Raw genomic sequence first — 23,921 nt, forward strand, 5'->3', positions numbered from 1 at the left:
CGAGCGAGCGCCTTTTCACCATGCTGTTTCAGGTCAGCGCGTCAGCTTCTTGTAAGCGAGGCGGGTCGGGCGATCTGCCGCATCGCCGAGCCGGCGGCGCTTGTCTTCCTCATAGGCCTCGAAATTGCCTTCAAACCATTCGACGTGGCTGTTGCCCTCGAAAGCGAGGATGTGCGTGGCGAGTCGGTCGAGGAAGAAACGGTCGTGGCTGATGACCACGGCGCAGCCGGCAAAATTCTCCAGCGCATCTTCCAGCGCACGGAGCGTCTCGACGTCGAGGTCGTTGGTCGGCTCGTCGAGCAGGAGGACATTGCCGCCCTCCTTGAGCATCTTGGCGAGATGCACGCGATTGCGCTCACCGCCGGACAGCTGACCGACCTTCTTCTGCTGGTCGACGCCCTTGAAGTTGAACGCGCCGACATAGGCCCGCGTCTGGATCTCGTGCTTGCCGATGGTCATGAGATCATGGCCGCCGCTGATCTCTTCCCACACATTATGGTTGGGATCGAGCGAATCGCGGCTCTGGTCGACATAACCGAGCTGGACCGTCTCACCCACCTCGATGGTCCCGCTGTCGGGCGTCTCCTGGCCCGTGATCAGCCGGAACAGGGTCGACTTGCCGGCGCCGTTCGGGCCGATGACGCCCACGATGCCGCCGGGGGGAAGCAGAAAGTCGAGATTCTCGAAGAGCAACTTGTCGCCATAGGCCATAGTGAGGCCCTTGGCCTCGATCACCTTGCCGCCGAGGCGCTTGGGCGTCTGGATGACGATCTGCGCCTTGCCCGGTGCGCGGTTCTCCTGCTTCTCGACCAGTTCATCGAACGCGCGGATACGGGCCTTGCTCTTGGTCTGGCGCGCCTTAGGAGACTGGCGAATCCACTCCAGCTCCTCCTTGATGGCCTTCTGGCGCCCGGCTTCCTCGCGCTCTTCCTGCTCCATGCGCTTGGCTTTCGCCTCGAGCCAGGCGGAATAATTGCCCTCGAACGGGATTCCCCTGCCCCGGTCCAGTTCCAGCACCCAGCCCACGACATTGTCGAGGAAGTAGCGATCGTGGGTGACGAGGATCACATTGCCCGGATAATTGATGAGATGCTGTTCCAGCCACTGGACGCTCTCGGCGTCGAGATGGTTGGTCGGCTCGTCGAGCAGAAGGATATCGGGCTTCTCCAGCAGCAGCCGGCACAAAGCGATCCGGCGCTTCTCGCCGCCGGAGAGATTCTCGACGCCCCAGTCGCCCGGCGGGCAGCGCAGCGCTTCCATGGCGATCTCGAGCTGGTTGTCGAGTGTCCAGCCATCGACAGCGTCGATCTTTTCCTGAAGCTCGCCCATCTCGGTCATCAGCGCATCGAAATCGACATCTTCGGGCGGGTCCCCCATGATATTGCTGATCTCGTTGAAGCGGTCGACGAGATCGGCGACGGGGCGCACGCCGTCCTTCACATTCTCCATCACCGTCTTGTTGGGATCGAGCTGCGGCTCCTGCGGCAGATAGCCCACCCGAATGCCCTCGCCCGCCCAGGCCTCGCCCTGGAACTCGGTGTCGATACCGGCGATCACCTTCATCAGCGTCGACTTGCCCGCGCCGTTCACACCGATGACGGCGATCTTCGTCCCGGGCAGGAACTGAAGGTTTATGTTGTTGAAAACCGGCTTGTTGGCGCCGGGAAAGGTCTTGGTCAGCCCCTTCATGACAAAACTGTACTGGACGGCCATGGAGATCGGTCCTCGAATGGGATTTGGGTTGTGGAAAAATCCCGGCCCGGTTAGCCGAGCCGGCGTTGCTTGGCAAATGTCCGCTGACATGGTGCGAGTCCGGGGCCACGGTGCCGCCACCGAGACTCGCAGCTCAGCCGATCTCGCATGCTGCGCTGCGACAATTTCCAATTGGATCGGTTGAAAAGCCTATTGATTTCCCCGCTGCACGCGTTAATTGGGCGGCTCGTGCTTCTTAGCGGAAGCACGCACTTTGCTATGGGAGCCAAATAATATGAAGAAGTTTGCTGTGGCCTGCGCTGCTGCTGCGCTGATGAGCCTGGCTGCGTGCGGCGAGAAGCCGGCGGCTGAGATGAACAACGCGAGCAACGAAGTCGTCGTTGACGAGCTCGAGAACGCCGCGAACGCCGTCGACAATGCTGCCAACGCCGTCGACAATGCCGCGAACGTTGCCAACGTTGCCAACGCGACGAACGCCGCAGAGTAATCTGCGCGAATTTCGGTTCGATGAATAATTCGCAAGGGCGGTGTCGCAACGCGGCGCCGCCCTTTCCGTTTCCGGAAAACGCCTGACCTTCGGGCCGCCCCGGGACGCAAACAAAGATCACCATGGCGATTGCCGAGCCGCTCCCGCTTCGTTAAGCGGGCAGCCGTCGGGGAGTAGCGCAGCCTGGTAGCGCATCTGCTTTGGGAGCAGAGGGTCGCAGGTTCGAATCCTGTCTCCCCGACCATTTTCCCGTTCGTGCCATTCCCTGCCCCGCGTGCACGCTTCGCCGCATGGCCCGGAACATTCTCACCACGGCCGGATTTTCTTCCTGTCCCCCCAGCGAGGGACGAAAAGGAGAGAACCGAAATGGCAGAGCAGACACCGCGCAACAATCAGGACCAGAATCGCCAGCAGGGCGGAAATGTCGAGCGGGATCGCCAGCAGTCCCAGCAGCAGGACCAGAACCGGCAGCAGCAGGGCGGCGAGCGCCAGAATAATCAGCCTCAGCGCTGACGGATCCATTCCTGAAAAGGCAAGGGCCGCCCATCGGGCGGCCCTTTGTCATATCGGCGTGTGGCGTGGGACGGTACATCCGGCCATCCCACTCTGCTCCTTGTGGGTGCGCCCCTTACTGGTGGGGCGGGATCGGTTCGGGTTCGCTGCCTTCCGCCGCCGGCTTGCCCGTCCGGGCCAGCAGGCTACGCGAGCGGCCGTAAGCGAAATAGATCAGCAAGCCGACGATGTTCCATCCCACGAAGCGCACCAGCGTCGTGGAAGGCAGGCTGATGAGCAGGTAGATGCAGCCCAGAATTGCCAGTGTGCCGACGAGGTAGGGCTGCGGACACCGGAAGACCCGGGCGAGGTCCGGCGCGCGACGACGCAGGATCATCATGCAGGCCGCGACCGCGATGAAAGCAATGAGCGTTCCGGCATTGGCCAGTTCGGCGATCTCGTCGAGACGAAAGAAACCGGCCACTGCAGCCACGAAGACGCCCGTGATCGCCGTGATCTTCACCGGCGTGCCGGTGCGCGGTGACACATCGCTGAGGGAACGCGGCAGGAGGCCGTCACGTGCCATCACGAAGAAGATGCGGCTCTGCCCATACATCATCACGAGGATGACCGAAGGCAAAGCGATCAAAGCGGCGGCCGCAATGGCCCATGCGGCGAACGGATGGCCCAGGGTCCGCAGGACAAGCGCCAGCGGCTCTGACGAGCCTGCAAGCTCGGTGAAATGCAGCGAACCGACGGCAGAGACCGCCACTGCCATGTAGATGAGCGTGCAGACCGCCATCGAGCCGATGATGCCGATGGTGAGATCGCGGCCGGGATTGCGGGCCTCCTCTGCCGAGGTCGCCACCGCGTCGAAGCCGTAGAAGGCGAAGAAGACGATGGCCGCCGCCGCCATGACGCCACGGGTCGTGCCGCCGATTTCATGGCTGCCGAAACCATAAGGCATGAATGGCTCGAAATTGCCGGCGGAGAAGCTGGGCAGCGCCAGGATCACGAAAAAGGACAGGGCCGTCAGCTTGATGATGACCAGCACGATGTTCAACGTCGCGCTTTCCCGCGTGCCGGCAATGAGCATGCCCGCAATGGCGAGCGCCACGAGCACCGCGGGAAGATTGATGATCCCGCCGCCATGGGGCCCCGCCAGGAGCATTGGCGGCAACTCGATCCCGACGGACTGGATCCAGCCGACCAGATAGCCCGACCAGCCGACCGCCACAGTGCTGCACGCCAGCGAATATTCGAGGATCAGGCTCCAGCCGACCACCCAGCCGATGGTCTCGCCCATGACGGAATAGCTGTAGGTATAGGCGCTGCCTGCGGTGGGAATGAGCGTCGCGAGTTCGGCATAAGCCAGCGCCGCGCAGGCGCAGACGGCCCCGGCGATCGCAAAGGCCAGCACCACGGCGGGGCCCGCCCTGTCGGCGCCCACGCCGGTGAGTGTGTAGATACCCGTTCCCACGATGGCGCCAACGCCAAGCGCAATCAGGTGCGGCCAGGACAGCGTCGGTTTCAGCCGACGATGATGATCATGCTGTCCGCCGCCGATCGGCTTGATCGGCCCCCAAAATCCTGAACTCACCCCAAAATCTCCCTGTTTATCTTATTGGATGATCCGGGAGAGTCGCGACCCTATTCCGGACTTTCCAACTGTTGCGTAAGGTCATCGATGGTTGCGCGCGTATGGGCGTCCGTCAATGCCAGCACTTTCTCGACGTCCCGGGCGAGCCAGGCATCGAGGATCTCGCGATGCTCCTCGTTCGCGCGCTCGTCGCGTCCCAGCGGTTCGAGATGCTTGCGGACATAGCGTTCCGACAGAACGTGCAGGCGTTGCAGAATATTGACGGTGAGATTGCGATGGCTCGGCGCTAGCAGCGCGAGGTGGAACGCCCGGTTGAAGGAGCCCACGCCGTAGCCGCCCTCGTCCGTCACCTGGTACAGCGTGGCGAAGACGTCCTGCGCGGCGCGCCGCTCCTCCTCGTTCGCATTCAGGGCGGCAAGGGCCATGGTTTCCGGCTCGAGCTTCAGGCGCAGATGATAGACCTCGTAGGCCTCCTCCGTGCTGAGCGGGCGCACGAAGAAGCCGCGATTGGCATGCGAGATCAGGAGACCTTCCTGTTCGAGACGCGCCAGCGCCTCGCGCAGCGGGATCTTGGAAATGCCCAGTTCGGCCGCGAGCAGATCCTGCCGCACCGGGCTCTCGGGCGGAACACGGCCGGAAAGGACGCGCTCGCGGACGAGATCCACGAGCTGCTCTGAAAGATTGCGAATGACGAGACTCATGCCGGCTCCACGCAGAGGCCCCCCGGATCGGGGAAGAAGATGCACCTTTAGACCATAAGTGGGGGCAAATACGATCCGTCACGACATCACACCACCGAAAATCCGTGCCAGAACGGGTCCGACCGATCGATCCAGATGGTATTGAACCCGGTTGAGATCGCAGAGCCTTGAATAGAGGGAATAATGGCCGGCTTTCCTCCCACGGTCGTAACTTCCTCAATTCTTCCCGTGAAGCGGCTGCAAATATAGCTTTCATGCACGAAAGGCTCGCCGGGCTTGAGCAGCCCCTTGGCATGGAGATGGGCGAGCCGCGCCGAGGTGCCGGTGCCGCAGGGGCTCCGGTCGATCGCCTTCTCGCCATAGAAGACGGCGTTGCGGCCATGGGCGCCCTCACCCTTGGGCTTGTCAGTCCACATGACGTGATTGACGCCCCGGATGCTGGGTTCCTCGGGATGGACGGGTTCGATCTTCTCGCGCACCATCGACCGGATGGTGCGGCTCAGCTCTATCAGCTGGCTCGCGCTCATGCCGTCCAGCCCCTCGTAGCGACCCTGGGGCTCGATGATCGCATAGAAATTGCCGCCATAAGCGATGTCGAGCGTGATCGGGCCCAGCCCGGGCACGTCCAGCTCGATACCGGTTTCGGCGAGATAGGAAGCGACATTGCGAAACCGTATGAACCGGACGCGATCGCCGTCGACCTCATAGTCCACGTCCAGCCGTCCCGCCGGGACATCGACGCGCAACTTGCCCGGCGTGGCCGGGGTTATCAGGCCATTCTCGAGGCCGAATGTGAGCATCCCGATGGTGCCGTGGCCACACATCGGGAGGGACCCGCTGGTCTCGATGAAGATGATGCCGATGTCGGCATCAGGGGAAGGGGCCGGATAGAGAAAGCCGCCGGACATCATGTCGTGCCCGCGCGGCTCGAAGCAGAGCCCGGTGCGGATCCAGTCGAACCGCTCCAGAAAATCCAGCCGCCGCTCGGCCATGGTCGCGCCCTTGAGATGAGGGGCACCGCCGGCAACCAGTCGCACTGGATTGCCGGCGGTATGGCCATCGATGCAGAAGAAGACGTGCTTCACGCCGCCTCAGGCCGCTGTCGCCAGGCTGGGCTGCGTTGCGGCGCACGTCTCGACCCAGCGAACGACGTCCTCACGACGCTTGCCTTCGAGCGGCATGCGCGGCAGGCGAACATGCTCGCTGCCACGGCCCATGATCGCTTCGGCCAGCTTGATCGACTGCACGAGATCATGCTCGGCATCGAGATGAAGCAGCGGCATGAACCAGCGATAGATGCGCAGCGCCTTCTCCATGTCGCCATCGTTGATCGCGGCGACCAGCGCGACGGATTCCCGCGGGAAAGCGCTGGTGAGGCCCGAGATCCACCCATGCGCGCCGAGGATCAGCCCTTCGAGCGCCACGTCGTCGAGACCCGCCATCACGATGTAGCGATCTCCGAACGCATTGATGATGTCCGTGAAGCGACGCGAGTCCGGCGCACTTTCCTTCACCGCGACGATGTTGGACTGCGCGGCGAGCCGCTCCAGCGCATCGATGCCGATCGAGACACGATAAGCAGGCGGATTGTTGTACAGCATGATCGGCGCATCGACCGCTTGGGCGATCGTCTCGAAATGCGTGCACAGCTCGCCCACGGTGGGGACGTAGACCAGTGCCGGAAGGACCATGAGCCCGTCCGCGCCAGCCTTGACCGCATCCTTCGCATAGGCGACGCCCTGCGCCGTGGTCAGCTCGGATACGCCCGAGAGCCAGGGCACGCGACCGGCGATGACTTCCTGAGCCGCCGCGAGCACCTGCCGCTTCTCATCAGGCAGAAGGGCGTTGTTCTCGCCACAGGTACCCAGGATGATGAGGCCATCCACGCCATCCTTGATCAGATTGTCGAGAACCGTCTGCGTGGCCTCGAAATCGATTGCGGAATCCGCCGTAAACTGGGTGGTGGCGGCAGGGTAGACGCCCCGCCAGGTTAATTTCGTTTCTTGCACTTAACTCTCCGTTGTCCACCCGTATCGTATACGGTATATTGTCTGAGAGGCCAAGAGGTAATTTTGTGTCGAAGAATGTCATCGTGATCGGAGGCGGGGTGGTCGGGTTGGCCGCAGCCGCTGCTTTAGTGGAAGCCGGCCATCAGGTTCGCGTGATCGCCCCTCTCAGCGACTCGCAGCCGGCGAGTTGGGGCAATGCCGGGCACATCGCTGTCGAGCAAGTCGAACCGCTCGCATCGCGGGCTGCGATCCGCTCCGTTCCGCGACGCCTTTTCTGGCGGGGCGGCGCCTTGTCGCTACCGGTTGCGAGCCTTGCGACATGGCTTCCCTTCACGCTGCGGTTGGTGCGCGCAGCCGCACCTTCCCGGTTCGAAGCGGGCAAGACGGCGCTGCGAGGCTTGCTCGCCGCGTCCCTCCCGGCCTGGCAGCGCCTCGCGCTGCGGATGGAAACTGCCGATCTCCTGCGGGAGGATGGTCACTTCATCCTTTGGGAAAAGCATGAGTCCGCCCTCAGGGGTGAGGCGGCCTGGGGCGCCGTCGACACCGGCGAAACGCACTTCCGCAGAGCCAGCGTCGATGAACTCGCGCATCTCGGCAATCTCATCCTTCCCAAGCCAGCCGACGCGATCCGTTTCGAAGGCAGTGCCCATATTGCCGATCTCGGGCTTTGCCTGGACGCGCTTCGCCGCCTCATCGAACGAAATGGCGGCGAGATGCTGGACGGACGCGCCAGCGCCGTTGCATCCGGGCCTTCGGGCGGGGTCTTGGTCACGCTCGAAACCGGGGAACGCCTCGAGGCGGATCATGCCCTGGTCTGCGCGGGCGCGCGTTCATCCGAGCTGATGCGCCCGCTCGGCTATCATGTCCCCATGATCGACGAGCGGGGGTATCATGTCGAGGCGCCGGTCACCGCCGCGCAATGGCCGGAACATCTGCCGCCCATCGTCTTCGAGGACCGGCAGATGATCGTGACGCGGTTCAGGGACAAGCTGCGCGCGGCGAGCTTCGTGGAGCTCTCGAGGCCGGGCGCCCCCGCCGATCCGGCCAAATGGCAACGGCTAGAGGACCATATCGCGGCGCTCGGCCTCCCGATCGGCAAGGACGCGACGCGCTGGATGGGCTCGCGCCCTACCCTTCCCGATTATCTGCCGGCCATCGGACGGTGCTCGCGCCATCCCGCCATCTTCCATGCCTTCGGGCATCAGCATCTCGGCTTGACGCTGGCCGCCGTCACGGCCGACATAGTGGCCGACATGATCGCCGGAGAAGCGCCACCCCCGGCGCTCTCCCTCGATCGCTTCTGACTTTTGACGCAAGGAATGACCATGACGCAGATCGGCGGCTCGGATGCGGCAACGGAGCTGGCATCCCTTGGCCCATGGCCCTCGCCGGCCCCGGCCATAACTGTGGACGAATATGCCAGCCGCATCGCCAAGGCACGGACCCTGGCGGCGCAAGAGGGCGTGGACGCGCTCCTGATCGGCGCCGGTCAGAGCTTCAATTATTTCGCCGGGCTGGGCTGGGGCGAGACCGAGCGGCTGGTCGCCATGCTGCTGCCGCTCGATGGAGAGCCGATCTTCATCTGCCCCCGCTTCGAGCTCGGCTCGCTGGAAGCGGAGCTGGCGATCAGCGGCGACATCCGCCTCTGGGAAGAGGACGAGAATCCGATAGCGCTGCTGGCGGACGCCTGCGCGCAAAGGAAAGTGCGTTCACTCGCCATCGATCCGGCGATGAGTTTCGGTTTCGTTCACCGCATCCGCAATGCCATGGATGACCTGCGCATCGAGAGCGCCGCCCCGATCATCGACGGATGCCGTCGCGCCAAATCACCTGCCGAGCTCGCGCTCATGCAGCAGGCGAAGAACATGACGCTGGAAGTGCAGCGCCGCGCGGCCCGCATTCTGCGCCCCGGCATTCGCGCCAGCGCCGTCACCCGATTCATCGAGGATGCGCACCGCGCTCTCGGAGCCTCCGGCAACAGCTTCTGCATCGTGCTGTTCGGCGAGGCGACGGCCTATCCGCATGGCCTTCCCGGCGATCCCGAACTGCGCGAAGGCGACATGGTGCTCATCGACACGGGCTGTCGCATCCGGGGCTACAACTCGGACATTACGCGCAGCTATGTCTATGGCGAGCCGACTGCCGAGCAGGCGCGTATCTGGTCCCTGGAACAGGAAGCGCAGCAGGCCGCGTTCGACGCTGTCCGGCCCGGCCGGGCCTGCCAGGACATTGACGATGCCGCGCGCGCGGTACTGGAGCGCGGCGGACTGGGGCCGGATTATCGGCTGCCGGGCCTGCCGCACCGCACTGGCCATGGCATTGGTCTCTCCATCCATGAAGCGCCGTATCTGGTGCGCGGCGACAAGACGCCGCTGGAGCCGGGCATGTGCTTCTCCAACGAGCCGATGATCGTCGTGCCCGGCCGGTTCGGCGTGCGGCTGGAGGACCATTTCCATGTCACCGAGACCGGCGCGCAATGGTTCACGCCGCCCTCCCCGGCCATCGACCGGCCTTTCGCCTGAGCGGCACGAACGCCCTGCGAGATGCAGGCGTCCGGCGCGGCGATCAGGCGGTCCGGGTCAATTCCTCGTAAAGTTCGCGGGCAATCGTCACGCCTTCGGCCGGCGTACGACGACGCGCCGCGAAACGGCGCTCGGAAGGCAGGCGGGCGCCCTGACCGGTGATGCCCTCGAACAGCGCTTCCGCCCGCGCGATGTGCGCGGCTGCCGCCTCGCCCAGGATGCCCGCCGGATCGATGGCAATCACGATTTCCCCGCCATAAGGCGAGGCGAGCGCGCCATCGTCATGCGCCAGCGACTCCGCGCTGGTCATGTCGCCGATCAGCGGGCCGGCCAGCAATTCGACCATCGTTGACAGCGCGGAGCCCTTGTGTCCGCCGAAGGTGAGTAATGCGCCCGCCAGCCCCGCTTCCGGGTCGGTAGTGGGATTGCCCTGCGCATCGATCGTCCAGCCTTCGGGAATGGGCTTGCCGGCGCGCCGATGCAGTTCGATCTCGCCGCGCGCGACGGCACTGGTCGCGAAATCGAAGACATAGGGGTCGCGGTCCGGGCGCGGCCAGCCGAACGCAATGGGATTGGTGCCGAAGAGCGGCGCCGTGCCGCCCGCCGGCGCCACCCAGGCATGGCTGGGCGTACAGGCGAGCGCGACGAGGCCGTGCGCCGTCACCGCCTCGATTTCCGGCCAGAGCGCCGCGAAATGAACGCAATGGTTGATCGCGAGAATGGCGATGCCGTGCGCCTGCGCCTTCTCGACCAGCAGCGGCAGGCCCTGAGCGAATGCGGCCTGCGCGAAGCCGCCATCCGCATCCACGCGCACCACCGCCCCGGCGGCCGGGACAAGGCGCGGCACGGCATGGGGGTTCACCTTGCCTGTCTCCAGCGTGCGGATGCAATTGGTCAGGCGGTAGACGCCATGAGCCGCGCAGCCATCCCGCTCCCCCGCCACGATGGTTTCGGCCACCAGCGGAACATGCGCTTCGCCGAGCCCATGACGTCGCAACACCCGATAGGCGAGGTCGCGTACATCATCGAGCGAGAGGTGAATCATCGTCTTATCGTCAGCCATGCTATCCTATCCCTCGGCCACCCTGCGGGCTGCAATGAATTGATCGAGCCTTTGTCGGCCGACCAATCCAGAGGCTTGCAGGAAAGCAGGAATCGTATACGTTATAACCATCAAGGGTCAATCGAGTAAGAACATGATCGATACGCAGTGCGGCCGCCGCTCCTTCCTGCTGGGTTCGGCAGCGGCGGTCCTGACGCCCGGCGCGGCACAGGCCGCGAGCCGACTCGCGGCGCGACCGTCCGCCACCCCGCTCGAACGCGCCCGGCCGCTGCCGCTGAGCGCCACGCGCCTCCTCCCCTCCCCTTATGCCGATGCGGTGGACGCCAACCGGCGCTACCTGCTGCAACTCGAGCCGGACCGCCTGCTGCACAATTTCCTCGTGCATGCCGGGCTGGAACCCAAAGGCGAGGCCTATGGCGGATGGGAAGGCGACACGATCGCCGGGCATACGCTTGGTCACTATATGACCGCACTTGCGCTGATGCATGCGCAGACGGGAGACGCGGAATGCGCCCGGCGTGCCCTCTACATCGTCGACGAGCTGGAGCGGGCCCAGAAGGCGTCCGGTGACGGCTATGTCGCCGGCTTCACGCGCCGCAACGGCGATGTCGTGGAGGATGGCAAGGCGATTTTCCCCGAGATCATGGCCGGGGACATCCGCTCCGCCGGCTTCGACCTCAACGGATGCTGGGTCCCGTTCTATAACTGGCACAAGCTCTACGCCGGGCTGTTCGACATCCAGACCTGGATCGGCAGCGACAAGGCGATTCCCATTGCCGTCAGTCTCTCCGGTTATATCGAGAAAGTGTTCGCTTCGCTGGACGACACGCAATTGCAGACTGTGCTGGACTGCGAGCATGGCGGCATCAATGAGAGCTTCGCCGAGTTGCATGTGCGCACGGGCGATCCGCGCTGGCTGGCGCTGGCCGAGCGCATCCGCCATCGCAAAGTGCTCGATCCGCTGAGCCGTGGCGAGAACTCGCTCCCCTGGATCCATGCCAATACCCAGATCCCCAAGGTCATCGGCCTTGCCCGGCTTCACGAGATCACCGGCCGGGCCGACCATGCCATCGCGGCGCGCTATTTCTGGGATACGGTCGTCCATCGCTACAGCTATGTGATCGGCGGCAATGCGGACCGGGAATATTTCCCCGATCCGGACACGGTCTCCCGCCACATCACCGAGCAGACCTGCGAGAGCTGCAATACATACAACATGCTCAAGCTGACGCGGCATCTCTATGCCTGGCGGCCCGAAGCGAGCCTGTTCGACTATTATGAGCGCGCGCACATCAATCACATTCTCGCCCAGCAGCGGACGGACAACGGCATGTTCGCCTATATGGTGCCGCTGATGTCCGGCACCCACCGGGCCTGGTCCGATCCCTTCGACAGCTTCTGGTGCTGCGTGGGCAGCGGCATCGAGAGCCACTCCAAGCATGGCGAATCGATCTGGTGGGAAGAGGACGACCAGCGCAGGGCCGGCGAAGCCCTCGTCGCCAACCTCTATATCCCGTCGCGCACGCAGTGGAGCGCACGCGGCGCCACGCTGGTGATGGAAACCGCTTACCCCTTCGACGGAGAGATCGATATCGCGCTGACCGAGCTCGCGAAGCCCGGCACCTTCACGCTCGCCCTACGCATCCCGGCCTGGTGCGACGAACCGGCGGTGCTGATCAACGGCAAGGCATGGAAAGCGACGCCCGCAGATGGCTATATCGCCATCAAGCGGCCATGGAAGCGCGGCGACAGCATCCGGCTTTCCCTGCCCATGAAGCTGCGCATGGAGCCGACGCCGGATGATCCCTCCACGGTGGCCTTCCTGCGTGGTCCGGTGGTGCTGGCCGCCGACATGGGGCCGGCCGACAAACCCTTCGACGGACCGGCACCCGTACTTGTCTCGAGCAACGTGCTTGGCGGCTTTTCTCCCGAGCCCAAGCCTGCGCCGTCTGCCCCGCCCCTTTATCGGGCGACAGAGATGGCCCGCCCGGCGCCGCTCGCCTTCGCGCCTTTCTTCCAGCAGCGGGACCGGCGCACCGCCGTTTATTTCCGCCGCTTCACGGAGGAGAACTGGCAAGTCGCCCAGCAGGCCTATGCCGCCGAGCAGGCCGCCCTGCGCGATCTCGACCGGCGATCGGTCGATGTCATGCACCTGGGCGAAATGCAGCCCGAGCGGGACCATGAGCTGGAATCGAAGATCTCCTACACCACCACCTATCGTGGCCGGCATGGGCGCGACGCGCGGTTCGAGGGCTTCTTCGCCTTCCGGATGAAAGTGCGGCCCGGCCCGCTCATTCTGCGCGCCACCTATTGGGGCGAAGAACGCAATCGCAGTTTCGAGATTCTCGTCGATGGCGAGAAGATCGCCACGCAGACGCTCGACGCCGCGCATCCCGGCGCGTTCTTCGATGTCGACTATGCGATCCCGGAGCATCTCACGCGGGGCAAGGACAGCGTCATCGTCCGCTTCCAGGCCGCTCCCGGCAGCACCCGGATCGGCCCCGTTTTCGGGTGCAGGATCTTCACGCCGCCAAAAGCACAGGCCACTTGACCGAGGCGAATGAAGGTATATCGTATACGTCAGTCTTTGACAGGGGGTAGCTTCATGAGATTCAGGCGTTCGCTGGCCGTGCTCGGCCTTTCCACCGCGTTTGTCATGGCAGTGCCCGCAGCCATATCCCCTGTCTACGCGCAGGAGCAGGGCGCCAAGCCGGCGGCCCATGCCCGCAGCGCGATGGTCTCAGCCAATCACCCCATCGTTTCGCGCGCCATGCTGGACACGCTGAAGAAGGGCGGCAATGCCATGGACGCCGCGCTGGTCGGCGTCATCATGCAGCCGATCATCGAGCCGCAGATGACCACTCTCGCCGGCGGCATGTCGATCCTCTATTATGAGGCGAAGACCGGCAAATATTACTATCTCGATGCCGAACTGGACCACAGCTCGAAGGGCGCGAAGATCACTCCGTCCTGGACCGCGATGACGACAGGTGGCAGCGCGGTGCCGGAAACGTCCGGTATCCGCATCGGCGTTCCGGGAACGGTCGCCGGACTGAAGGCAGCGGCAGACCGCTTCGGCTCGCTCAAATGGGCGGACTATTTCCAGCCGTCCATCAAGGTGGCCGAGCAGGGCTTCCCGATGTATTCCTTCCTTTATGGAGACATGGCGGAAGCCTCCATCGGACGGCTCGCCGCTTATCCCTCCGGGCGCGAGGAATTCATGCCGCAGGGCTATGTGCCGCCCGTAGGCACCACGGTGACTCGCCCGCGCCTCGCTGCCACGCTCAAGCGCATCGCGGCCGCCGACGGCGTGGATTATTTCTACAAGGGCGCCTGGGCGCAGAAGTTCGTGAGCGAGGTACAGCGGACCGGCGGCATGCTGAGCATGGCCGATCTCGCGGGCTACCAGGTGCGCTGGAACGAGCCCGTGCGCACCACTTACAAGGACTATGAGATCATCAGCGCCCCGCCGCCCTCCACGGCCGGCACGCTCATCGGCATGATCCTCAACATCATCGAACCCTGGGATCTCAAGGCAGCGCCGCATTTCACCCAGTCTGCCGAGAGCTTCGCGCGGATCCGCCAGGCCTTCGCGTTCGCCGAGAGCGCGACGGACATGTTCATCAAGGACCCGCTGTCCTTCAACCTGCCGGTCGAGTCGCTGTTGTCCAAGGATTATGCGGCGATCCTCACTGCCCAGATCGACGGCAGCATGCCCAAGACGGTGAAAAGCGCGGCCGCCCTGCCGCCGAGCGGCATGGAGTTCGCAGCCGACTTCTCGCGGCCCGATCCGCACAAGACCGACACCGACCATATCGTGGCTGTCGACAAGGACGGCAACATGGTCTCGGTGACCCACACGGTCTACGGCTCCACCTTCGGCACGGGCCTCGTGGTGGACGGCGTCGTCGTCAACACCGGCAATGGCTTCCCCGGCACGGACAAGGGACCGGGCAAGCGCGTGATCTCCCCCTTCCCCCCCACGATCGTCGCGAAGGCCGGGAAGCCCGAGCTGGTCATCGGTTCGCCTGGCCTCTCCTCACGCGCGGTGGCGCTCACGCTCATCAATTATCTGGGCTATGGCATGTCACTGGAGCAGTCGGTGGACGCGCCGCGCTTCTCCGGTTCGCAGCCCGGCGTTCCGACCATCATCGAGACGCGTGTGTCCGAAGCCGTCCGCGAGAGCCTCAAGACCGACTATGGCGTGGCCGTGCATCCCACCACGCCCTATAACTGGCATCTGGGCTCCATTCACGCGATCGCCCGCGGGGCGGACGGTACGCTGACCGGCGTGGCCGACCCGCGTCGTTCGGGCGAGGCCATCGGTTATTGATCTGCTGCCAGCATCGTTGAGAAAGAGACTGTCCCCCATGATCCTGCGCCACGCCACATCCCTCGCCGCTCTCGCCTTCGCGACCGTGCTGTCCCCCGTCATCTCCATGGCCTTGCCGACAAGCGCCGCCATGGCCGCGGAAGCCACGGACGCGGACCGCAAGCTCCAGGCCCTCTACAATGCCGAATGGCCCTGGCGGATGAAGGAATTCGCCCGCAGCGCGGATCCGGACGGCGGCCGCGCCAAGGCGTCCGATCATCTGCCGAGCGTCACCGCCGCCAGCCAGCAGAAGCGCTACGACTATTGGACGGGCATCCTCAAGCAGCTCGACGCCATCCCGGTCGATCAGCTTTCCCATGAGGAGAAGATCAACGCGGCGGTGTTCCGCGAGTCCATCTGGGCTATGGCGATGAATATCCGCTACAAAACCTATGAGGCGCCGTTCAACAGCGACACCTTCTTCTGGGGCGGCCTCAATCCCCGCACGCCTTATTCCACGGCGGAGGATTACCGGCTTTACCTCAGCCGCATGAAGGATGTGCCGCGTTATTTCGACGAGAATATCGTCAACATGAAGGCGGGCATCAAGCGCGGCTACACCGTGCCGCGTGTCTCCATCGAAGGGCGTGACAAGACGATCGAGGCCTTCGTCTCGCCGGGGACGGACAATCCCTTCTACGATGCGTTCCGCAACATGCCGGACACCATCCCGGCCGATCAACGGCAGGCGCTTCAGGCAGAAGCGCAGGCAGCGATCCGCGATTCCGTCGCGCCGGCTTATGCGAAGCTGCTCGCCTTCATGCGCACCGAATATATGCCCAAGGCGCGCAAGACGATCGACGCTTATTCGCTGCCGGACGGCAAGGCCTTCTATCAGGACCAGATCAAGGAATATACGACACTCGACTATACCCCGCAGCAGATCCATGAGATCGGCCTCAAGGAAGTGGCCCGCATCGATGCGGACATGAAGCAGACCATGAAGGATGCCAAATGGAACGGCACTTTCAAGGAATTCCTGACCTTCCTGCGCACCGATCCGCAATTCTACGCCAAGACACCCAAGGAGCTGCTGTCGTTGTCCGCCTATGTCGTCAAGAAGATGGACGGCAAGCTCAAGGACACCTTCAACCTGCTGCCGCGCTATCGCTTCACCATCCTGCCGGTGCCGGACGCCATCGCGCCGATCTACACCTCTGGCCGGGGCGGCCTCGATAGCTGCCTCATGAATACCTATGAGCTGCCTTCGCGCCCGCTCTACAGCATCCCGGCGCTGACTCTGCACGAGTGCAATCCCGGCCACAGTTTCCAGGCCGCTTATGCGCTGGAGGCGCCCGACCGCCCGATCTTCCGCGGCCAGACCTATTTCTCCGGCTATGGCGAAGGCTGGGGCCTCTATACCGAGTGGCTGGGCAAGAAGATGGGGATCTACGAGAGCCCCTATGAAGAGTTCGGCCGCCAGACCTTCGAGATGTGGCGCGCCGTGCGGCTCGTGATCGACACCGGCATGCACAGCATGGGCTGGACCCGCCAGCAGGCCATCGATTACATGACGGAGCATACCGCGCTCGCGCCCCTCGACATCCAGAACGAGGTCGATCGCTATATCGCATGGCCGGGCCAGGCCCTTGCCTACAAGCTGGGTGAAATCTCCATCCGCAACCTGCGCGCCGAAGCGGAGAAGGAACTGGGCGACAAGTTCGACCAGCGGCCCTTCCATGACACGCTGCTGGGCATGGGCTCGGTGCCGCTCACCGTGATGGAAGCCGAAATGCGCGCCTTCATCGCACGGGAAAAGGCAAAGCACGCGAATGCGGCCGACTGAGCGGCTCGCGCTCGTTCTTCTGGCCCTGGCGCCCTGCGCGCCGGGGCCCTTGCATGCGCAGGCTCCGGCACAGGCCGCTGCGATCGATGAGGCCGCTGAGAAGGCCGCCATCCGCACCGTGATCGCGGATATGGAGAAGGCATGGAACCGCGGCGATTTTCGCGGCTACATGGAAGGCTTCGAGAATCCCGGCGTCGTGTTCGTTTCGCGCGGACGCTTTCAGCGGGACTGGCAAGGCACGCTCGACCATTATATCCGCGATTATGGCGGCTCGGTGGAGCGTCGCGGCACGCTGCATTTCTATGACGTACAGGTGGAGATGCTCGCGCCGGACGCCGCGCAGCTCATCAGCCGCTTTCATCTCGATCGGCCGGATACGCCGCAATATGGGATCAACACCCGGCTGATGCGCAAGATCGACGGGCGCTGGGTGATCGCCCTCAATCATGTCTCGGCTGTCGAGACTCCCGATCCGGAAGACCCCGTCGCCAGCCATCGCTGACGCCATCACCGACGACGGGGTGCTCCTCCTGCGCGCGGGGTTTCCTCCCCGCGTCTTGCCGGGTCGAGCCGTCCGTTCCGCATTCACCGCAAGACGGCCGACTCAACCGGGAAAGAATGCCTTCAGATGCGCTGCCCGTCGACTCGCAAAGGCAGCGAAAGCGGATTGCTCTGGCGCAGGGCCTCGGGCAGCAGCGCATCGGAGATGTCCTGGAAGCAGACCGGGCGCAGGAAGCGCTCGATCGCCATCGTGCCGACCGATGTCGTCCGCCCGTCCGATGTCGCCGGGAACGGGCCGCCATGCACCATGGCATGCGTCACTTCGACGCCCGTGGGCCAGCCATTGGCGAGGATCCGGCCGACCTTGCGGATCAGGCGCGGCATGAGCCGACCGGCGAGCGCCTGATCGCCCTCGTCCATGTGCAGCGTGGCGGTGAGCTGGCCCTCCAGCCCTTCGAGCACCGCGCACAGCTCCGCTTCATCCTTGCAGCGCACCAGAAGCGAAGTCGAACCGAAGACCTCGCGCGAGAGAACGGGATCGGAAAGGAACTGGCTGGCGCTGGTTTCGAAAAGCGCCGCCCGGGCCATATGCGGCCCCTCGCCCACCAGCCCCCGCGCAACGAGCCGCGCGCCGCCATGGTCGGCCAGGGCTTCGATGCCCGCGCAATAAGCGGCATGAATACCGGGCGTCAGCATGGTGAGCGCAGCGCTTTCCACCAGCGCTTTCGTCGCACCGTCGAGGAAGCGATCCGCATCGGGCCCATCCAGCACGAGAAGCAGGCCGGGATTGGTGCAGAACTGCCCCGCGCCCATGGTGAGCGATCCGACGAAGGCGCCGCCCAGTGCCTCGGCCGCCGCCTTCAGTCGGGAAGGCAGCAGGAGGACCGGGTTGATGCTGCTCATCTCGGCATAGACCGGGACCGGCACTTCACGCGCCGCGGCGGTCTTCATCAGTGCCAGGCCGCCGGCGCGCGATCCCGTGAAGCCCACGGCCGCGATGAGGGGATGCGCCACCAGTGCCTGACCGAGTTCATGGGATGGGCCCGGAAGATAGGAGAACACCCCTTCAGGCAGGCCGCAATCACTGACCGCACTCTGGATGGCGCGCGCCACCAGCTCGCCGGTCGCCGGATGCGCGGGGTGCCCCTTGAACACAACCGGACAGCCGGCCGCCAGCGCGGAAGCCGTGTCGCCACCCGCGACCGAGAAGGCCAGCGGGAAATTGCTGGCGCCGAACACGGCTACCGGGCCCAGCGCCATCTTGCGCGAACGGATGTCAGATCGTGGCGCGGGGGCGCGGTCCGGCATCGCCGGGTCGATCCGAGCGTCGATCCATTCCCCCTGCCGGACCAGTCCGGCGAAGAGCCGCAGCTGGCCCACCGTGCGTCCGCGCTCGCCCTCGAGCCGGGGGCGCGGCAGGCCCGTTTCCCGCATGGCCGAGACAATGAGCTCATCGCCGATCGCCAAGATATTCTCGGCGATCTTTTCCAGGAACGCTGCGATCCGTGCCGGTGGGCTCATGGCGTAGTCCATGAAGGCCAGGTCCGCGAGACGGCATGCGGCGTCAACATCCTCGACGCCCGCCTCTGGGAAGCGCGCTTCGATGAGTTCGCCCGTCGCGGGGTCGGTCGCCTGGAAGAAGCGGTCGCTCGAACGAGCTTCACCGCCGACGAGAATTGCACCGGTCATATGTCACCTTATGGTTGGAAATCTGCTGGGCCGGTCCCGGCCCGGATGATGCTGCCGTCCTTCAGCGGGAACGATCGAGCAGGGCTTGCAACTCGTCCTTCCAGAACAACGCGTAAGTGTGCGTGCTGTGTCCGCGCGTTTCCGGCGAGGGTGGAATGAGGACGTAACGGGTCGTGGGCAGACGCGGGAGCACCGCTTCGGCAAGGCCCAGCTCGGGCGGATTGATGAAGTCGTCCGCCGAGTTGATCCAGGTCATCGGCGCCCTGATCTTCTCCAGATCCGGCGAGGGATCGTAGAAGCGCGATGAATCGAACTGGTAGAGGAAATCATTGGCATCGCGCGAGGCGAGGTCAGCTTCGAAACGCTCGGCGAGATAGGCTTCGGCCGCCTCGCGCGTGGGATAATTGACCTGCGCCCACCAAGGCGGCGTGCCCGCGACGACCGACAGGCTGGAGGCAGCGCGCAGGCCCATGAGAGGCTGCGTCTCATAGTTGCCGTTCTTCCAGGCCGGATCAGCCCGGATCGCGTCCATGGCGAGCTTGCGCCACATGCGGTTGCGCCCGGCGATCGGTACGGCCTGGCAAGCCATGGGCATCAGCGCCTGCGCGAAATCGGGATGCTGCTCGCCCCACAGGAAGATATGCATGCAGCCCATCGACGTGCCGAAGATCAGCCGCAACCGGTTGATCTTGAGGCCATCGACCAGCAGGCGCCGCTGCGCCTCCACCATGTCATTGTAGGTATAAGCGGGGAACCGCATCTTCAGGCCGTCGCTCGGCTTGGCGGAACGGCCATGGCCGATATTGTCCGGCAGGATGATGAAATAACGCGAAGCGTCGAGCGGCTGCCCGGGCCCGTAGAGATGGTCGGCAAAGCGCGGGACCAGGAATTGCGCACCCGATCCCCCCGTGCCGTGCAGGATCATCACGGCATTCTCGATCTCGCCCGCAGCGTTGCGGCGCGGCTGGCCGATCGTGCGATAATGCATCCGCAGCTCCGGCAGCGTCTCTCCGCTCTCGAATCGAAAGCTCCGGACGACATGATCGCCTTCCTTGATGACGGAAGCGTCGAAGGGCCGCGGATCGGCCTGCGCTGTTGCCGGCAAGGGGGCCAGAAACAGCGAGAGCGCCGCCGCTAGCGCTGCCCGAAAAGCTTGGCGTTTCATGATGATCTCCCGGGGAGAAAGGCAAGGGCCGGAAACGGGCTTGCCATGATCGGACGAGTTGACAGATTTCGTATACGATGTACGAGGAGATAGCAAGAACCGCAATCAAAAGGGTCCTTTCCATGCGCCGATCCACTTCGACTGCTTTGTTGAGCCTGCTTCTCCTCACTACGGCCGCCCCGCTTGCTCCCGCCTTCGCCCAGAAGAATGACAGTGCGGCGACGGCAAGCGAGAAGAAGGACGATGTCGTCCAGGCGCCGGTCGAGGAGCAGGCAAGCCCGAAGCGGGGCAATGTCACCGTTGCCGGCCGCCGCATCGACTACACGGTCACGCCCGGAACGCTGACCATCCGCAATGACGATGGCGAGCCTATCGCAAGCATGTTCTATGTCTCCTATGTGGCGGACAAGGCGCCCGGCGCTGCCCGCCGCCCGGTGACTTTCGTGTTCAATGGCGGCCCCGGCTCCTCGACCATGTGGCTCCACATCGGTTCCTTCGGCCCGGTCCGCGTCGATACGCCGACGGACAAGGCGACGGCGCCCGCGCCCTTCAAGATCGGCCCCAATCCCGACACCCTGCTCGACAAGACCGATTTCGTGTTCATGGACGCGATCGGCACCGGCCTTTCCCGCCCGCTCGGCAAGGCCCAGGGCAAGCAGTTCTGGGGCGTCGATCAGGATATCGACGTGTTCGCCAGCGCCATCCAGCGCTACATCACGATCAACGATCGGTGGAACGACCCCAAGGTCATCCTGGGCGAAAGCTATGGCACGCTGCGCGGCGCCGGCCTGGTGAACGAGCTGCAGAATCGCGGCGTGCAGATGAACGGCGTGATCCTCCTCTCGTCCATCCTCAATTACGGCATCCGCAATCCGGGCTACGACCAGATCAACGTCACCTATCTGCCGAGCTATGCGGCCACTGCATGGTATCATAATCGCCTGCCCAACCGGCCGGCCACGCTCGAACCCTTCCTGACCGAAGTGCGTGACTTCGCCAACGGGCCCTATCTCACGGCGCTGGCCAAGGGCGATGACCTGAGCGACGCCGAGCGCAACGAGATCGCGACGAAGCTTTCGACCTATACCGGGCTTTCTCCGCAGTTCCTCATCCAGAACGACCTGCGCGTGGACCTTGGCCGGTTCCGTAAGGAACTGATGCGTGGCAGCAGCCGCACCGTCGGCCGGCTCGACTCCCGCTTCCTCGGCATCGACGTGGACGATGGCGCCGAGCAGCCGGAATATGACGCTGCGGACGCAGCGATCAGCGGCGCCTATATCAGCGCGATCAACGACTATCTCTTCGGCACGCTCGGCTACGAAACCAAGCTCCAGTATCGCCCGAACTTCTACAAGGAAATCAGCCCGGCCTGGGACCAGAGCCACAGGAACCCGCTGGGCGGCTTCCGCAAGATGCCGGCGGCCGACACGGCGCTCGATCTCGGCCGCGCGATGCGGATCAATCCCTATCTCAAGGTCCTGTCGCTCAACGGCTATTATGACATGGCGACGCCCTTCTTCGGCGCGGAATATGATCTCAAGCACATGCAGATCGATCCCTCGCTGAAATCCAACATCACCTATCGCTATTATGAATCCGGGCACATGATCTACATCCACCCGGAATCCATGACAGCGCTGCGCACGGACCTCATTTCCTTCTACGACAGCCTGCGCGGCTGACGATCCTTCCACAGATCGGCTTCCGGAAGGCCGCGCACAGCTCAAGGGCCGTGCGCGGCCTTTCTCGTCAGTCCGGACCCAGCTGCGTTGACCCGGACGTGCCGTGCAGAGGCGCTGCCGGAGAATAGGCAAGTGGGAGGGTGTTCGGATGATCGATGAGCTTTCGACGAAAGCCCCTTGCCGTGCCGGCGATGCGAAACCCCACAGCTCAGGCCTGCACGGCAGGACGCCTCCCCCACCGGCATCCTTCCCCCCTTCAGAAGGACCGGTTGAGCGCCTGACCTGAAATGGTTCTGAGGTTAGCACTGGGCTGCACGGCCGAGCCTGCAGCTACCCGCTTGTTTCACGAAATCGCGCTGCCCGATTGGCCTATCCTGCACATATGAGAAGGGGCACCGCGCGCGGTGCCCCTTCCCCTCTGGGGAGCTCTTTCAGGACGTGAACCTCACTGACCGGTGAGATCAGCGTCCTCGATCGTCATGATGCCGTTGGGCAGGCCGCGCTCCGCCTTGGCCTTGGCGACCATGTCGCGGATTTCCGCGCGGATCTGGCGAGCGTCGTACACGATGCCGTCCTTGATCGTGTAGGTGATGCCGCCCACGCGCTCGACCTTGCCGGTCTCGTCATTCAGGTTGAGCGTACCGGTGCCGTAGAGAAGCTTCATGTTCGCAAGGGGATTGCCCTTGACGATGGCGAAGTCCGCTTTCCGCCCCACCCGGATCGTGCCGATCTCGTCCTCATGGCCGAGGACCTTGGCGCCGACCTGCGTCGCGGCATGGATCACCTCGAGCGGCGTGAAACCCGCCTCGCGCAGCAGCTCCATCTCCTGGACGTAGCCGAAGCCATAGAGATTATAGATGTAGCCGGAGTCACTGCCGACCGAGACCAGGCCGCCGCGGTTCTTGTATTCGTTCACGAACTGCATCCAGAGACGATAATTCTCCTTCCAGTCCATCTCGTCTTCCGTGGTCCAGTCGAACCAGTAAGAACCGTGATTGTGACGGCTGGGCTTGTAATAATCCCAGATGCCCGGCATCGAATATTGCTCATGCCACTGGGCACGGCTCATCCGCATGAAATCGCGGCTGGTGAGATAGGCCGTGAATGTCGGGCTCAGCGCGAAATTGCGCTCGAGCAGCGTGTCCATCACCTGGTTCCACTTGTCCGAACCGGGCTTGGCAGCCTGCTGCCAGAGACGGCCGGATTCGGCGAAGCGCATCTGCTCGTCATTGTTGATGAAGTCGTTCGGCCACTTCTGGAATTGCCGATCGGCGAACATGGCTTCGGGCAGGCCGTACCAGTGCTCCATGGACTCAAGGCCCACTTCCGAGGTGGTCAGCACATTGGCATAGGCCACGCTGGGCTGCGCATGATGCATGGTCGTGCGCAAGTCCAGCTTGTCGGCCTCCTCGATGGCCGCCATCAGCACATCTTCGGCGCCGCCGATGAACTTGATGCCGTCCGCGCCGCGCTTCTTGGCTTCCTGGATAGTCGCCCGCGCGTCAGCCGCCGTATTGACGAGCGCACCCCGGCGGATCGCCTGGAACATGGGGTAGACGTCGAAACGCGGCGCCAGAATCTCGTTCGCGGCACTACGCCGCTTGATGTCGACCGACCATTCCATCGGATGGTTGTTGCCGACTTCGCGCACGGTGGTGACACCATGCGCCATCCACAGCTTCAGAATATAATTGGTCGGGACCTTCTGGTCGTCTTCCAGCGAATGGAGATGGACGTGCGTGTCGATGAAGCCCGGCATCACATAATAGCCGGTCAGGTCGATCTCATAGTCGCCCTTGGCGGCGCGCTGGCTCTCGACGATTGCCTTGGGCGCGCCGATGCTCTTGATCTCCGCGATGCGATCGCCGGAGATGACGATGTCGACCGGTCCCTGCGCCGGAGCGCCGGTGCCGTCGATCATGATGGCGTTGCGCAGCACCAGCCGCTTGTAGGGGCCAACCCCCTCCGTGCGCGCCAGAACCGGATCGACGCCGGTGGCCGTGATTTGCGCCTGCGCGCTTTGCGAGATCGGCGTCAATGTCGTGGCCGCAAGGCCCAGGACGATGGCAAGGCGCCGTACAGCGCTGCAGCGCTGACTGAATGTCGTCTTCATGCAAGAAGCTCCAGTAAAGGAAAAGG

18 protein-coding genes and 1 tRNA gene are annotated in these 23,921 nt (G+C 64.1%); 10 read left to right on the forward strand and 9 right to left on the reverse strand.

The window, feature by feature from the left end:
* Positions 1 to 33: 33 nt before the first annotated feature.
* A complete protein-coding gene (ettA, locus tag SLG_RS08935; RefSeq protein WP_014076133.1) occupies positions 34 to 1,713 on the reverse strand; it encodes an energy-dependent translational throttle protein EttA in 1,680 nt (559 codons plus the stop codon).
* A gap of 274 nt (positions 1,714 to 1,987) precedes the next feature.
* Between ettA and SLG_RS08940 the strand changes: the two genes are divergently transcribed.
* The 3 genes from SLG_RS08940 to SLG_RS21685 all read left to right on the forward strand — a co-directional run bounded on the left by SLG_RS08940 (position 1,988) and on the right by SLG_RS21685 (position 2,713).
* Positions 1,988 to 2,200, forward strand: coding sequence for a hypothetical protein (locus SLG_RS08940; RefSeq protein WP_014076134.1), 213 nt, complete (start codon positions 1,988 to 1,990; stop codon positions 2,198 to 2,200).
* 167 nt (positions 2,201 to 2,367) lie between these two features.
* Positions 2,368 to 2,444: transfer RNA gene (locus SLG_RS08945), tRNA-Pro, on the forward strand.
* Positions 2,445 to 2,566: 122 nt separating this feature from the next.
* Positions 2,567 to 2,713: a hypothetical protein gene (locus SLG_RS21685; protein ID WP_158512697.1), complete on the forward strand. Its 147-nt coding sequence runs from the start codon at positions 2,567 to 2,569 to the stop codon at positions 2,711 to 2,713.
* Positions 2,714 to 2,828: 115 nt separating this feature from the next.
* On the opposite strand, the gene SLG_RS08950 is transcribed toward SLG_RS21685, so the two are convergent.
* The 4 genes from SLG_RS08950 to SLG_RS08965 all read right to left on the reverse strand — a co-directional run bounded on the left by SLG_RS08950 (position 2,829) and on the right by SLG_RS08965 (position 7,002).
* On the reverse strand, positions 2,829 to 4,292 hold the full coding sequence (locus SLG_RS08950; protein WP_014076136.1) for an amino acid permease: 1,464 nt from the start codon (positions 4,290 to 4,292) through the stop codon (positions 2,829 to 2,831).
* Positions 4,293 to 4,342: 50 nt separating this feature from the next.
* Complete coding sequence (locus SLG_RS08955) at positions 4,343 to 4,993, reverse strand: GntR family transcriptional regulator (RefSeq protein ID WP_014076137.1); 651 nt, start codon at positions 4,991 to 4,993, stop codon at positions 4,343 to 4,345.
* Positions 4,994 to 5,079: 86 nt separating this feature from the next.
* Entirely contained in the window at positions 5,080 to 6,078 is a 999-nt protein-coding gene (locus tag SLG_RS08960; RefSeq protein ID WP_014076138.1) for a 4-hydroxyproline epimerase, read from the reverse strand.
* Between the two features lie 6 nt (positions 6,079 to 6,084).
* Complete coding sequence (locus tag SLG_RS08965; protein WP_014076139.1) at positions 6,085 to 7,002, reverse strand: dihydrodipicolinate synthase family protein; 918 nt, start codon at positions 7,000 to 7,002, stop codon at positions 6,085 to 6,087.
* Between the two features lie 65 nt (positions 7,003 to 7,067).
* On the opposite strand from SLG_RS08965, the gene SLG_RS08970 reads away from it, so the two are divergent.
* Both SLG_RS08970 and SLG_RS08975 read left to right on the forward strand, forming a co-directional pair.
* A complete protein-coding gene (locus SLG_RS08970; protein WP_014076140.1) occupies positions 7,068 to 8,306 on the forward strand; it encodes an NAD(P)/FAD-dependent oxidoreductase in 1,239 nt (412 codons plus the stop codon).
* A 15-nt stretch (positions 8,307 to 8,321) separates the two neighbouring features.
* A complete protein-coding gene (locus SLG_RS08975; protein ID WP_014076141.1) occupies positions 8,322 to 9,524 on the forward strand; it encodes a M24 family metallopeptidase in 1,203 nt (400 codons plus the stop codon).
* 43 nt (positions 9,525 to 9,567) lie between these two features.
* Here the strand turns inward: SLG_RS08975 and SLG_RS08980 are convergent, their stop codons facing one another.
* A complete protein-coding gene (locus SLG_RS08980; protein WP_014076142.1) occupies positions 9,568 to 10,587 on the reverse strand; it encodes an Ldh family oxidoreductase in 1,020 nt (339 codons plus the stop codon).
* A 133-nt stretch (positions 10,588 to 10,720) separates the two neighbouring features.
* Between SLG_RS08980 and SLG_RS08985 the strand changes: the two genes are divergently transcribed.
* From SLG_RS08985 to SLG_RS09000, 4 genes are read left to right on the forward strand one after another with little or no spacing between them, the layout of a single operon-like run.
* A complete protein-coding gene (locus tag SLG_RS08985; RefSeq protein ID WP_014076143.1) occupies positions 10,721 to 13,138 on the forward strand; it encodes a glycoside hydrolase family 127 protein in 2,418 nt (805 codons plus the stop codon).
* A 54-nt stretch (positions 13,139 to 13,192) separates the two neighbouring features.
* Entirely contained in the window at positions 13,193 to 14,920 is a 1,728-nt protein-coding gene (locus tag SLG_RS08990) for a gamma-glutamyltransferase family protein (protein WP_158512698.1), read from the forward strand.
* A 37-nt stretch (positions 14,921 to 14,957) separates the two neighbouring features.
* Positions 14,958 to 16,745 carry a DUF885 domain-containing protein gene (locus tag SLG_RS08995; RefSeq protein WP_014076145.1) on the forward strand — a complete coding sequence of 596 codons (1,788 nt, stop codon included), beginning with the start codon at positions 14,958 to 14,960 and terminating at the stop codon, positions 16,743 to 16,745.
* Positions 16,732 to 17,247 carry a YybH family protein gene (locus SLG_RS09000; RefSeq protein WP_014076146.1) on the forward strand — a complete coding sequence of 172 codons (516 nt, stop codon included), beginning with the start codon at positions 16,732 to 16,734 and terminating at the stop codon, positions 17,245 to 17,247. The genes SLG_RS08995 and SLG_RS09000 overlap by 14 nt, the downstream gene beginning before the upstream one ends.
* 122 nt (positions 17,248 to 17,369) lie before the next feature.
* On the opposite strand, the gene SLG_RS09005 is transcribed toward SLG_RS09000, so the two are convergent.
* The gene (locus tag SLG_RS09005) at positions 17,370 to 18,935 is read right to left on the reverse strand and encodes an aldehyde dehydrogenase (NADP(+)) (RefSeq protein ID WP_014076147.1); all 1,566 of its coding nucleotides are present in this window, start codon (positions 18,933 to 18,935) and stop codon (positions 17,370 to 17,372) included.
* 61 nt (positions 18,936 to 18,996) lie between these two features.
* Entirely contained in the window at positions 18,997 to 20,100 is a 1,104-nt protein-coding gene (locus SLG_RS09010; RefSeq protein WP_014076148.1) for an alpha/beta fold hydrolase, read from the reverse strand.
* A gap of 122 nt (positions 20,101 to 20,222) precedes the next feature.
* Between SLG_RS09010 and SLG_RS09015 the strand changes: the two genes are divergently transcribed.
* On the forward strand, positions 20,223 to 21,782 hold the full coding sequence (locus SLG_RS09015; protein ID WP_041391848.1) for a S10 family serine carboxypeptidase-like protein: 1,560 nt from the start codon (positions 20,223 to 20,225) through the stop codon (positions 21,780 to 21,782).
* A 445-nt stretch (positions 21,783 to 22,227) separates the two neighbouring features.
* Here the strand turns inward: SLG_RS09015 and SLG_RS09020 are convergent, their stop codons facing one another.
* Positions 22,228 to 23,895, reverse strand: a complete 1,668-nt coding sequence (locus tag SLG_RS09020; RefSeq protein WP_014076150.1) for an amidohydrolase family protein — start codon at positions 23,893 to 23,895, stop codon at positions 22,228 to 22,230.
* Positions 23,896 to 23,921 lie beyond the last annotated feature (26 nt).

This window comes from Sphingobium sp. SYK-6 (assembly GCF_000283515.1).
Taxonomy (GTDB): domain Bacteria; phylum Pseudomonadota; class Alphaproteobacteria; order Sphingomonadales; family Sphingomonadaceae; genus Sphingobium; species Sphingobium lignivorans.

What these genes read in the sequence shown, in the direction of transcription:
- SLG_RS08995 (WP_014076145.1), top strand. Translation starts at nt 14,958, where the DNA reads ATGATCCTGCGCCACGCCACATCCCTCGCCGCTCTCGCCTTCGCGACC.
- SLG_RS08990 (WP_158512698.1), top strand. Translation starts at nt 13,193, where the DNA reads ATGAGATTCAGGCGTTCGCTGGCCGTGCTCGGCCTTTCCACCGCGTTT.
- ettA (WP_014076133.1), bottom strand. Translation starts at nt 1,713, where the DNA reads ATGGCCGTCCAGTACAGTTTTGTCATGAAGGGGCTGACCAAGACCTTT.
- SLG_RS08975 (WP_014076141.1), top strand. Translation starts at nt 8,322, where the DNA reads ATGACCATGACGCAGATCGGCGGCTCGGATGCGGCAACGGAGCTGGCA.
- SLG_RS09010 (WP_014076148.1), bottom strand. Translation starts at nt 20,100, where the DNA reads ATGAAACGCCAAGCTTTTCGGGCAGCGCTAGCGGCGGCGCTCTCGCTG.
- SLG_RS08980 (WP_014076142.1), bottom strand. Translation starts at nt 10,587, where the DNA reads ATGGCTGACGATAAGACGATGATTCACCTCTCGCTCGATGATGTACGC.
- SLG_RS09015 (WP_041391848.1), top strand. Translation starts at nt 20,223, where the DNA reads ATGCGCCGATCCACTTCGACTGCTTTGTTGAGCCTGCTTCTCCTCACT.
- SLG_RS08955 (WP_014076137.1), bottom strand. Translation starts at nt 4,993, where the DNA reads ATGAGTCTCGTCATTCGCAATCTTTCAGAGCAGCTCGTGGATCTCGTC.
- SLG_RS08940 (WP_014076134.1), top strand. Translation starts at nt 1,988, where the DNA reads ATGAAGAAGTTTGCTGTGGCCTGCGCTGCTGCTGCGCTGATGAGCCTG.
- SLG_RS09000 (WP_014076146.1), top strand. Translation starts at nt 16,732, where the DNA reads ATGCGGCCGACTGAGCGGCTCGCGCTCGTTCTTCTGGCCCTGGCGCCC.
- SLG_RS09020 (WP_014076150.1), bottom strand. Translation starts at nt 23,895, where the DNA reads ATGAAGACGACATTCAGTCAGCGCTGCAGCGCTGTACGGCGCCTTGCC.
- SLG_RS09005 (WP_014076147.1), bottom strand. Translation starts at nt 18,935, where the DNA reads ATGACCGGTGCAATTCTCGTCGGCGGTGAAGCTCGTTCGAGCGACCGC.
- SLG_RS21685 (WP_158512697.1), top strand. Translation starts at nt 2,567, where the DNA reads ATGGCAGAGCAGACACCGCGCAACAATCAGGACCAGAATCGCCAGCAG.
- SLG_RS08985 (WP_014076143.1), top strand. Translation starts at nt 10,721, where the DNA reads ATGATCGATACGCAGTGCGGCCGCCGCTCCTTCCTGCTGGGTTCGGCA.